This window comes from Pseudooceanicola lipolyticus, assembly GCF_002786325.1.
In the GTDB taxonomy this organism is placed as follows: domain Bacteria; phylum Pseudomonadota; class Alphaproteobacteria; order Rhodobacterales; family Rhodobacteraceae; genus Pseudooceanicola_C; species Pseudooceanicola_C lipolyticus.
This window is the reverse complement of record NZ_PGTB01000137.1, coordinates 1-10,489: the sequence shown is the minus strand read 5'-3', so window position 1 is coordinate 10,489 and position 10,489 is coordinate 1. Positions and strand designations below refer to the sequence as shown.

Here is a 10,489-nt window from a genome sequence, read left to right as displayed (position 1 = left end):
CGCGCGGAGCGACAAAGGCCTCGGGCTCGTGGGTGTCTTCGACGTCATTGCGCGGCTCGAAGGCCGGCACTTCGGGCTGATAGGCCGGCGGCGGCAGGCCGTCATCGGCGGCCTCGTCCTGCATGTCGAACAGGTCCTCGGCGCGATAGCGGCGCGCGTCGGCTTCACCCGCGTCGTCCTCGGCGAACAGCGACGGCTCTTCCTCGGCGCTGGCGGCCACCGGCTCCTGCACCGGCTTGGCCGCCGGAGCGGCAACCGGGGCCGGCTGGTTGTCGGCATCATCTTCTTCGTAAGTGGTCGACATCGGCAGCGGACGCGCCATCGAGCGGCGCGGCAGCGGCACGTCGGCATGGCTTTCCGAGGCGTCGATGCCGGTGGCAACAACGCTGACGCGCATGGTGCCCTGCATGTCGGTGTCCAGGGTCGAGCCGACGATGATATTGGCGTCCGGATCCACTTCCTCGCGGATGCGGTTGGCGGCCTCGTCCAGTTCGAACAGGGTCAGGTCGTGGCTGCCGGTGATGTTGATCAGCACGCCCTTGGCACCGCGCAGCGAGATCTCGTCCAGCAGCGGGTTGGCGATCGCCTTCTCGGCGGCCTGGATCGCGCGATCTTCGCCATCGGCCTCGCCGGTGCCCATCATCGCCTTGCCCATCTCGTCCATCACCGCGCGCACGTCGGCAAAGTCCAGGTTGATCAGGCCCGGCCGCACCATCAGGTCGGTCACGCCCTTCACCCCCTGATACAGCACGTCGTCGGCCATGCTGAAGGCTTCGGTAAACGTGGTTTTCTCGTTGGCCAGGCGGAACAGGTTCTGGTTCGGGATGATGATCAGCGTGTCGACCATTTTCTGAAGGGCTTCAACACCTTCTTCGGCCTGCCTCATCCGCTTGGCGCCTTCGAACTGGAACGGCTTGGTGACGACGCCGACGGTCAGAACCCCCAGTTCGCGGGCGGCCTGGGCGATAATCGGCGCGGCGCCGGTGCCGGTGCCGCCGCCCATGCCGGCGGTGATGAAACACATATGCGCTCCGGCCAGGTGGTCGACGATTTCCTCGATGCTTTCCTCGGCGGCGGCGGCACCGACGGCGGCGCGGGCCCCTGCCCCAAGTCCTTCGGTCACCTTCACGCCCATCTGGATCCGGCTGGACGCGGCGCTTTGTGCCAGCGCCTGGGCATCGGTGTTGGCCACCACGAACTCGACCCCGTCGAGTTGTTTCTCGATCATGTTGTTGACCGCGTTCCCACCCGCGCCGCCAACGCCAAATACCGTAATGCGGGGTTTCAAATCATCTTGGCCGGGCAATGAAAGTGTCAAAGTCATCGTGAGGATCCGCCTGTCTATTTGGTTTCCGTCGCGCCACCGTCTCTGAAACGGACGGTTATGCCTTGCCGGACATTACCGCGCCTCTGGCGCAAGGTCACCACAAAATCATAGTGTTCCCACAAAATATGGCAGAAAAATGAAGGCAACCAGCGGTATTTTGCTGACCTGACAATATATTGCGGCGACTGCTGGAGGTAATACTAAAACAACCGTTCCTCGTATGGGTGTACGGATTCGCGCCGCAGCGGCGCGCAGACGATGCTTCAATGTCAGGACGACTGCTCGGTCGGCCTCTGCGGTCACTTTCGGACCTTGTGGAAAACTCTAACAGACCCGCGCCGGCCGGTCACCTGATTCTCTGGCGCCGGCCCGGCCGCGGCCGATCACCAATTGTCCCTGAACCACTTCACCGCGCGCTTGAACGACCGCGCCGGATAGCTGTCGACGGCGATGTCGAAGTCCCACCATTCGTCCTGCGGATGCGCCGCAAACAGGCTCAGCCCGACGGACGAGGCAAAGCCCGGCCCGGTGGCCGATTGCGGCAGCCCATGCACCCGCAGCGGCCGGCCCAGGCGCACCTGCTGGCCGAGGATGCGGCTGGCCAGCCCGTCCAGCCCCGGTGTCTGGCTGCCGCCGCCGGTCAACACGATCTGCTGGCTGGGCAGATAGCCGAACCCGGCCACCTCCAGCCGCAGCCGCACCTCTTCCAGGATCTCCTCGACCCGCGGCCGCATGATTCCGATCAGTTCCGCCCGCGACACCCGGCGGCGGTCATGTTCGTAATCGCCGGTATCGCCACCCATCTCGATCATCTCGCGGTCATCCATCCCGGTGGCGTGAACGCCGCCGTAAAAGGTCTTGATCCGCTCGGCGGTGGCCATCGGCACCCCCAGCCCCATCGAGATATCCTGGGTCACATGTTCGCCGCCCATGCGCACGCAATCGGCAAAAATCATGTGTTTTTTCATGAAGATCGAAATCGAGGTGGTGCCGCCGCCCAGGTCGATGCAGGCCGCGCCCAGTTCCTGCTCGTCCTCGACCAGCGCGGACACCCCGGACACATAGGCCGAATTGGCGATGCCCGCCAGCTCCAGGTCGCAGCGTTTGACGCAGCGCACCAGGTTCTGGATCGCGTCGGCATCGACGGTCAGCATATGCATGTCCACCGCCAGCGCCTGCCCCATCTGGCCGCGCGGATCGCTCAGCCCCGAGCGGTGATCCAGCGCGAAATTCACCGGCTGCGCGTGCAGCACCTCGCGCCCGGCGCCGTATTCCGGCACCTCGCAGGCCGACAGCACCCGCGCAACCTCGTTCTCGGTCACCACGTTGCCTTCCAGCTCCACCTCGGCATCCAGCCCGTAGGAGCGCGGATTCGCCCCCGAGAAACAGGCGATCACGTGATCGACCCGCACCTCGGCCATCTTCTGCGCCGCCTGCAGCGCCGTGCGGATCGCCCGTTCGGTCTCCTGCATGGCGGTGACCTCGCCAAACCGCACGCCGCGCGACCGGGTCGTCGCGGCACCGACCACGCGGAACCCCGACTGCCCGGCCAGCGCCCCGATCGAGCCGTCGTCACTCAGCCGCCCGGTGCCGTCGAAGCGCAGCACCAGGCAGGCGATCTTCGAGGTGCCCACATCCAGAATCGCGATCACCCCGCGCTGCAGCGCGTGCTGCCGCATCTGCCGCATGGCCCGTTGTGACTGATAGAGGTCCGTCATTCTGTCCGCCTGATTATTATTGTTACTGACCGGTTGAGTTGAGTTCGCGGATGCGCCACCAATCCTCGACGGCCGCCCCGTTCATCCTGACGGTCGGCCGGGCGCCCAGGCGCATATCCACCACTGCCACGTCGCGCTCCAGCATGTCCTGCGCCTCGCTCAGCGCGATCACCCGTTCCAGCGCCGGCACCGGATCCTTGGCCGGCAGCTGAATGCGCTGGTCGCGGTCCAGCACCACGTCCCAGCGCCGCTCGCCGATCCGCACCAACCCGCGCAGCCGCGCACCCAGCGGCTGCGCCGCGGCGATCAGTTCCAGCGCCTCGTCCACATGCTCGTCGGCGCCGTCCCCGGCGATCAGCGGCAGGTCGGCGCGCTCGGTGCGCGAGGCGATCTGGGTGATATGCGCCCCGGTCGCGTCCAGCAATGCGACGCCGTCGCGGGTCCGCCAGACAATCGCCGGCTGCCGCTCGGTCACATCCACCTGCAGGATGCCGCCGGGCCGGATCCGCAGGCTGACCGATTTCACCGGGTCCAATCCGGCGACGGTGCTGCGCATCGCCTCGATATCCAGATCGAAGGAGGAAACCGGGAAATCGACCGGCAGCACCTCGCGGATATCGGCGGCCAGCGACGGCCCGGCGCCGTCGATCGCCATCAGCGACACCATGAATTCCGGCCGTTCCTCGATGCTGGCGCGCAGGTCGGCGACGTAAAGGCGCAGCGCGTCGCGCCGCGCCGGGTCGGCCAGCCAGATCGAGGCGGCAGCAAAGACGATGCAGAAGGGTATGCCGATGCGCAGGCCCAGCCGGATGCCGGGCGTCAGCATCCAGCGCTGCACCCGATAGCTCAGGCGCGACGGCGCCGGATCATAGCGCGGTCCTATCGGTTGCACGAAGCATCCTCCACCAGCCAGCGGCACAGCGCGCCGAAGGAAATGCCGCAGACCTGCGCCTGCTCGGGGCTCAGCGAGGTCGGCGTCATGCCCGGCTGGGTATTGGTCTCCAGCAGGACCAGCCCGCGCGCGCCGCGGCTTTCATCCCAACGGAAATCGGTGCGCGACAAGCCTCGGCAGCCCAGCGCCCGATGCGCGTGCAGCGCATAGTCCATGCACAGACCGAAAATCTCGTCCGGCACCTCGGCCGGCACCACGTGGCGCGAGCCGCCGGGCTTGTATTTGGCGTCGTAGTCGTACCAGCCGTCGGTCACGATATCGGTGACGGTCAAGGCCCGGTCGCCCATCACCGTCGCGGTCAATTCGCGACCCGGCACATAGGCTTCGACCATCAGCTGGTCCGGCGCGGAATCGTCCAGCACCGGCGGCCCGTTGGCCGCCTCGTGCACAAAATAGATGCCGACCGACGAGCCCTCGTTATTGGGTTTCACCACATAGGGCGGGTCCATCACATGGCCCGCCATCACCTGCGCCCGCGACCGGATCAGCGAGGGCACCACCGGCAGCCCGGCGGCCTCGTAGGCGGCCTTGCTGCGCTGCTTGTCCATCGCCAGGGCCGAGGCCAGCACGCCGGAATGGGTATAGGGGATGCGCAGCCATTCCAGGATGCCCTGCACGCAGCCATCCTCGCCCCAGCGGCCATGCAGCGCGTTGAAGGCGACATCGGGGGCGATCTCGGTCAGGCGTGATGGCAGATCGGGGCCGGCATCGACCTCGACCACCTCGTATCCCTCGTCCCTCAGGGCGGCGGCGCATTCGCGCCCCGTCGACAGCGACACCTCACGCTCGGCCGAGGCGCCGCCCAACAAGACCGCCACTTTCAGGGGTGTCCCGCTCGACTGACCCACCTCAAGTGCCTCAATATCTGCCGGACCTTTATTGGCCCGTGCTGTGGTTTTCCCTGCTGTTCCGCGCCCGTATTCTATGGCCTGTCGGGTCTTTCGGGGGGCAGGGTCCGGTTCACGGATCACCGATCCGCATGATCTCCCATTCTAATGTGATCCCGCTGGAATCGTAAACCTTTTTTCGCACCTCTTCGCCCAGCCCTTCCAGATCCGCAGCGGTGGCGCCACCGGCATTGATCAGGAAGTTGGGATGTTTCTCGCTCATCTGCGCGCCGCCGCGCCGCGCGCCACGCAGACCGGCGGCGTCGATCACCTTCCAGGCCTTCAGATCATGGCTGTCATCGGCCCGCCCGGTCGAGGAATAGCCGGCCGGATTGCGGAAGGTCGAACCGGCGCTGCGTTCCTTGGTCGGCTGGGTCGCGTCGCGGCGGGCCAGCTGCTCGGCCATGCGGGCATGCAGCGTGTCCGGGTCTCCCGCCGGGCCGGCCAGACGGGCCGAGACCACCACCGCCCCCTCCGGCAGGTCGGACTGGCGATAGCGCAGGTTCAGCGCCGCCGGCGTCAGCCTCTGCAACGTGCCGCTGCGGGTGACCACCGTGACCTCGCGCAGCACGTCGGCGACATAGCTGCCATAACAGCCCGCGTTCATCCGCACCGCGCCGCCGATCGAGCCCGGAATCGTGCGCAGGAAGGTCAGGTCGATTCCGGCATCCGCCGCCCGCCGCGCCACGTGCGCATCCAGCGCCGCCGCCCCGGCCGTGACTTCGCCATCCTGCGCCACGATGCCATTGAACCCCCGGCCCAGCCGCACCACCACCGCCCTAAGCCCGCCATCGCGCACGATCAGGTTCGACCCCACGCCCATCGGAAACACCGGCACCGCCGGGTCGAGATCACGCAGGAATTGCGCCAGATCCTCGGCATCCGCCGGCTGGAACAGCCAGGCCGCCGGCCCGCCAACCCGCAGCCAGGTGAGATCGGCCAGGGAGCGTCCGGGGGTCAGGGTGCCGCGGGTGGGCGGGAGCTGTGCAATCTGGCTGTCGGTCATCGTCTTGGGCGCATCGGTGTCGGAATATTCCCGCCACCTACCCGCTTTTCAGCACAGGCGCCACATCTGCGCAGCCGCCAGCGCGGAAACAAGCCGGCCAGCGCCGCCGCCCCTAAACCTTGCCCCGCCGCCGTGCGGCGCGGGCGCGGGCCCAGCGGCCCAGGTGGATCACCGGCCAGCGCAGCACGCTGATCCCGGCAACCAGCACCACCAGCCCCACCCAGGGTCCGTTCTGCCAGGTGACATAGCCCAGGATCGGGATGCCGGTGGCGATCAGTGCATAGGCGGCGCGCCAGTGATGGTCGCGCGTCGGCAGCATGGCGATGACATTGGCCACCACCGCCCAGAGCGCGGCACAGATAATCGACGGGGTCATTCCGAAACATCCCCGGCGCGCCCGCTCCAGCGGCGCGCGTAATAGGCCAGTGGCTTGCGGAACATCGACAGCACCGCCGCCAGCGCCCCCAGCCCGGCCAGCAGGCCATGGCTCAGCCCCAGCCAGATGATCAGAGCCGGCGCCGCCAGCAGCAGGGCGATGCCGGGAACGAATTGCCGGCGCATCGGCAGAAAGGCGGTGCAGGTGGCCAGGACCACCCACAACACGGCGGCGGCCACCGGGGCGCTCATGCCGCCCTCCGGTGGCATCCGCCACTCTGCCCCATCTGCCGTGCGCGCCGGGTCATCCCTCGGCCTTCAGCCGCTCGGGCAGGCCGTTGGCCCAGGCGCTGATGGTGCCGGCGCCCAGGCAGACCACCATGTCGCCCGCTTTCGCCTGTTCGCGCACCAGCCGCTCCAGATCGGCCTCGGACATGATGGCGCGGGCGTGGCGATGACCGTGCCGGATCAGCCCGGCGACCAGGTCGTCGCGGCTGGCACCCTCGATCGGCTCCTCGCCGGCGGCATAGACCTCGGCGATCGCCACCACGTCGGCCTCGTTGAAACAGTTGCAGAAATCCTCGAACAGCGCCGACAGCCGGGTATAGCGATGCGGCTGATGCACCGCGATCACCCGCCCGGTGGTCGCCTGCCGCGCCGCCTTCAGCACCGCGGCAATCTCCACCGGGTGATGGCCGTAATCGTCGATCACCGTCACCCCGTTGACCTCGCCTACCTTTGTAAAGCGCCGGTTCACGCCCGAGAACTTGGCCAGCGCGGTGCGGATCTCGCTGGCCTTCATGCCCAGGTGCCGCGCCACCGCCACCGCGGCCAGGGCGTTCGACACGTTGTGATCGCCCGGCATCGGCAGGGTGCAGCCCTCGATCACCGATTCGTCGGCCTGCAGCGCGATATCGAAATGCGCCACCCCGCGCTCGTACCGCAGGTTCACCGCCCGCACATCGGCCTGGGTGTTGAACCCATAGGTCACCACCCGCCGGTCGGTGATCCGCCCGACCAGCCGCTGCACCTCTTCGTGATCGGTGCAGCACACCGCCAGCCCGTAGAACGGGATGTTCGAGACAAAGTCGTAAAACCCGTCGCGCAGGTGGTCGAAGCTGCCCCAATGTTCCATATGCTCGGGGTCGATATTGGTGACGATGGCGATGGTCGCGGGCAGACGGGTGAAGGTGCCGTCGCTTTCATCGGCCTCCACCACCATCCATTCGCCCTGCCCCATCCGCGCGTTCGACCCATAGGCATGGATGATGCCGCCATTGATCACCGTCGGGTCCACCCCGCCGGCATCCAGCAGCGTCGCCACCAGCGTGGTCGTGGTGGTCTTGCCATGGGTGCCGGCGACGGCGACGTTGGATTTCAGCCGCATCAGTTCGGCCAGCATCTCGGCCCGGCGCACCACCGGCAGGCCGCGGCGCCGCGCCTCGTCCAGCTCGGCATTGCCGGTCTTGATCGCCGACGAGATCACCACCACCTCGGCATTGTCCAGGTTCGCCGCCCCCTGGCCTTCGAAAATCGTCGCGCCCAGCGCCGCCAGCCGGTCGGTGATCTTCGAGCGTTTCAGGTCCGAGCCCTGCACCGTATAGCCGTGATTCAGCAGCACCTCGGCGATGCCCGACATGCCGATGCCGCCGATGCCGACAAAATGGATCGGCCCGACATCGCCGGGCAGCTTGGTTGCAGGGCTCATGATCTGCGCTCCTTCGAACTCGGTGTCCTTCATTTCGCGGCCCTCTCTGCCAAATCTTCCACAAGCGCCACCAGTTCCTCGGTGGCCTCCGGTTTGCCCGCCGCCAGCGCCGCCCGCGCCATGCGCGCCGCCGCGTCCGGATTGCCCAGAACCGCGCCCACCTGCTCTGTCAGGCTGGCGGCGTCAAGCTTGGATTCCGGGATCAGGATCGCCGCGCCGGCATCGACCAGCCCGCGCGCATTGGCGGTCTGGTGGTCGCCCGTCGCGGCAGCGAAGGGAATCAGCACCGAGGGCCGCCCGATCACCGTGAGATCGGCAATCGACGAGGCCCCGGCGCGTGAGATCACCAGCTGCGCCTCGGCCATGCGGCGTGGCACATCCTGGAAAAAGGTCTGCACATCGGCCTCGATCCCGGCCTCGGCATAGCGGGTGATCACCCGGTCCTTGTCCTCGGCGCGGGCCTGGTGGCTGACGCGGATATGGCGGCGAATGGGTTCGGGCAGCGCCGCGATGGCATCGGGCACCACGTCGGACAGGATGCGTGCGCCCTGGCTGCCGCCCATCACCAGAAGCGACATCGGGTAATCACCCGGCATGATATAGCTGGCCCCGGCCCGGTGCAGCACCGCGGCGCGCACCGGGTTGCCGACATGCACCGCCTCGGCGCCCTCGGGCAGCTCGGTGGGCCAGACGCCGCAGGCCACCGCCGCAACGCGGGGGGCGAAGAACCGGTTAACCCGGCCCAGGATGCCATTCTGTTCGTGGATCAGCCGCGGCAGCCGCAGCAGATGCGCCGCGCCCAGCGCCGGAATCGTCGGATAGCCGCCAAACCCCACCACCACGTCGGGCCGGTCCGAAAGCATCTGCAACGCCGCCTGCATCACGCCCCAGCCCACCCGCGGCAGCACCAGCGCCCGCGCCAGCAGCCCGCCACGGGCAAAGGTGGCGCTGGGAACTTCGGCAATCTCGGTGGAATGGGGAAACCCGCCGGTATAACGCGCGCCGCGCGCATCGGTCGACAGCCGCACCCGCCAGCCGCGCCGCAGCATCACCTCGGCCAGCGCCTGGGCCGGAAACATATGGCCGCCGGTGCCGCCCGCCGCGATGATCAGATAGCGCCCGCTCACCGCGCCCGCCCGCGCAGCAGATCACCGATCTCGCCCTGCGGCCGCGCCCGGGTGAAGGCCAGCAACATGCCCAGCGCGATGCCGCCGGCAATCAGCGACGAGCCGCCATAGCTGACAAATGGCAACGTCATGCCCTTGGCCGGCATCAGCCGCACCGCCACGCCCATGTTGATCATCGCCTGCACCCCGAAGGTGCAGGCCAGCCCGGTCCCGGCCAGCCGGATGAACGGGTCGCGCTCGCGCATCAGCCGCATCAGCGACCGCACCACCACCAGCCCGTAAAGGGCGATGATGATCATCACCAGGATCAGGCCGTATTCCTCGGCCGCCACCGCGATGATGAAATCGGTATGGGCATCGGGCAGCGACCATTTCACCTGCCCCTCGCCGACGCCGACGCCGAACAAACCGCCCTCGCGGATCGCATTGGTGGCATAGCCCAGCTGGGTGGTGGGATCGATATCGGGGTTCAGGAAGCCGTCGATGCGGCGGGCAAAATGCTCCGAGCTGGAATAGGCCAGCGTGCCGCCCGCCACCACCAGCCCGGCCATGCCGACCATCAGCAGCATCGGCGCGCCGGCGACAAAATACATCACCCCCCAGCCGAACAGCACCAGGCAGGCCTGGCCGAAATCCGGCTGCATCGCCAGCATCAGCACGATGGCGATACACAGCGAAAACGACCAGATCCGCCCCGGCGGGCCATTGATTTCCTGCTCGGCGGCCAGCATCCAGGCCGCCACCACCACGAAACCGGGTTTCAGAAATTCCGACGGCTGCACGCTGGCAAAGCCCAGCGAGAACCAGCGCACGGCGCCCTTGCCGAAATCGGTGCCGAAAAACGGCAGCAGCGCCAGCGCCACGAAGGCGCCGAGAAAGCCGATGATCGCCAGCCGCCGCACCAGCACCGGCGACATCATCGAGGTCAGCAGCATCGCCACCAGGGCGGCGCCGCCAAACACCGCCTGGCGCTGGACATAATGGAAAGGTTCGAACCCGTTGCGCGCCGCCAGCGGTGGCGACGAGGCCAGCCCCAGCAAAAGCCCGATGGCAAACAGGATCAGCACGCAGGACACCGACCACTTGTCCAGCGTGCGCCACCATTTCGGAACGATAGGTTCGCCGGCCCCGCCCGAGACCGCGCCGTATACCATTTCTGTCATGGCCTGCTGCCGTTTTGCCTCTGTTCGCCCCTTTTCGGGGTCTGATGGAGCGACATTACAGGCAAAATCCGCGCCGGGCCAGCATTTCCGCATCTCGGGGCGCGGCAAATCGACCGTTCCGGCCGGTGTTTTGCCGTTTGTCTATCGCAAGGGCCGGCCGGGACGCGGCCGAACGCGGCGACCCGCGGTCAAACCCCCTGCCGGCTGGCCGCGCGCAGCGCCGCGA

General features: G+C 67.6%; 10 protein-coding genes. All 10 read right to left on the bottom strand.

What is annotated here, in order from left to right:
• The coding region (gene ftsZ, locus CVM52_RS20360) for a cell division protein FtsZ (protein WP_100164252.1) at positions 1–1,324 on the bottom strand (1,324 nt) is incomplete at its 3' end.
• A gap of 386 nt (positions 1,325–1,710) precedes the next feature.
• On the bottom strand, positions 1,711–3,045 hold the full coding sequence (gene ftsA, locus CVM52_RS20355; RefSeq protein WP_100164248.1) for a cell division protein FtsA: 1,335 nt from the start codon (positions 3,043–3,045) through the stop codon (positions 1,711–1,713).
• A 22-nt stretch (positions 3,046–3,067) separates the two neighbouring features.
• Complete coding sequence (locus tag CVM52_RS20350) at positions 3,068–3,937, bottom strand: cell division protein FtsQ/DivIB (protein ID WP_240621014.1); 870 nt, start codon at positions 3,935–3,937, stop codon at positions 3,068–3,070.
• Entirely contained in the window at positions 3,925–4,845 is a 921-nt protein-coding gene (locus CVM52_RS20345; protein ID WP_100164247.1) for a D-alanine--D-alanine ligase, read from the bottom strand. The genes CVM52_RS20350 and CVM52_RS20345 overlap by 13 nt, the downstream gene beginning before the upstream one ends.
• Positions 4,846–4,957: 112 nt before the next feature.
• Positions 4,958–5,890: a UDP-N-acetylmuramate dehydrogenase gene (gene murB, locus CVM52_RS20340; RefSeq protein WP_100164246.1), complete on the bottom strand. Its 933-nt coding sequence runs from the start codon at positions 5,888–5,890 to the stop codon at positions 4,958–4,960.
• Positions 5,891–6,002: 112 nt separating this feature from the next.
• On the bottom strand, positions 6,003–6,266 hold the full coding sequence (locus CVM52_RS20335; RefSeq protein ID WP_100164245.1) for a DUF2484 family protein: 264 nt from the start codon (positions 6,264–6,266) through the stop codon (positions 6,003–6,005).
• Entirely contained in the window at positions 6,263–6,517 is a 255-nt protein-coding gene (locus CVM52_RS20330) for a DUF2484 family protein (protein WP_100164244.1), read from the bottom strand. Before CVM52_RS20330 ends, CVM52_RS20335 begins: the two co-directional genes overlap by 4 nt.
• A gap of 52 nt (positions 6,518–6,569) precedes the next feature.
• Positions 6,570–7,973: a UDP-N-acetylmuramate--L-alanine ligase gene (gene murC / locus CVM52_RS20325; RefSeq protein WP_100164250.1), complete on the bottom strand. Its 1,404-nt coding sequence runs from the start codon at positions 7,971–7,973 to the stop codon at positions 6,570–6,572.
• 29 nt (positions 7,974–8,002) lie between these two features.
• Positions 8,003–9,100 (bottom strand): UDP-N-acetylglucosamine--N-acetylmuramyl-(pentapeptide) pyrophosphoryl-undecaprenol N-acetylglucosamine transferase, encoded by a 1,098-nt coding sequence (locus tag CVM52_RS20320; protein ID WP_100164243.1) that lies wholly within the window; start codon positions 9,098–9,100, stop codon positions 8,003–8,005.
• Positions 9,097–10,263 (bottom strand): putative lipid II flippase FtsW, encoded by a 1,167-nt coding sequence (gene ftsW / locus CVM52_RS20315; protein ID WP_100164249.1) that lies wholly within the window; start codon positions 10,261–10,263, stop codon positions 9,097–9,099. The genes CVM52_RS20320 and ftsW overlap by 4 nt, the downstream gene beginning before the upstream one ends.
• Positions 10,264–10,489: the final 226 nt, after the last annotated feature.

Coding starts and splice junctions, on each gene's coding strand:
- CVM52_RS20330 (WP_100164244.1), bottom strand. CDS start 6,517: ATGAGCGCCCCGGTGGCCGCCGCCGTGTTGTGGGTGGTCCTGGCCACC.
- ftsW (WP_100164249.1), bottom strand. CDS start 10,263: ATGACAGAAATGGTATACGGCGCGGTCTCGGGCGGGGCCGGCGAACCT.
- ftsA (WP_100164248.1), bottom strand. CDS start 3,045: ATGACGGACCTCTATCAGTCACAACGGGCCATGCGGCAGATGCGGCAG.
- murC (WP_100164250.1), bottom strand. CDS start 7,973: ATGAGCCCTGCAACCAAGCTGCCCGGCGATGTCGGGCCGATCCATTTT.
- murB (WP_100164246.1), bottom strand. CDS start 5,890: ATGACCGACAGCCAGATTGCACAGCTCCCGCCCACCCGCGGCACCCTG.
- CVM52_RS20335 (WP_100164245.1), bottom strand. CDS start 6,266: ATGACCCCGTCGATTATCTGTGCCGCGCTCTGGGCGGTGGTGGCCAAT.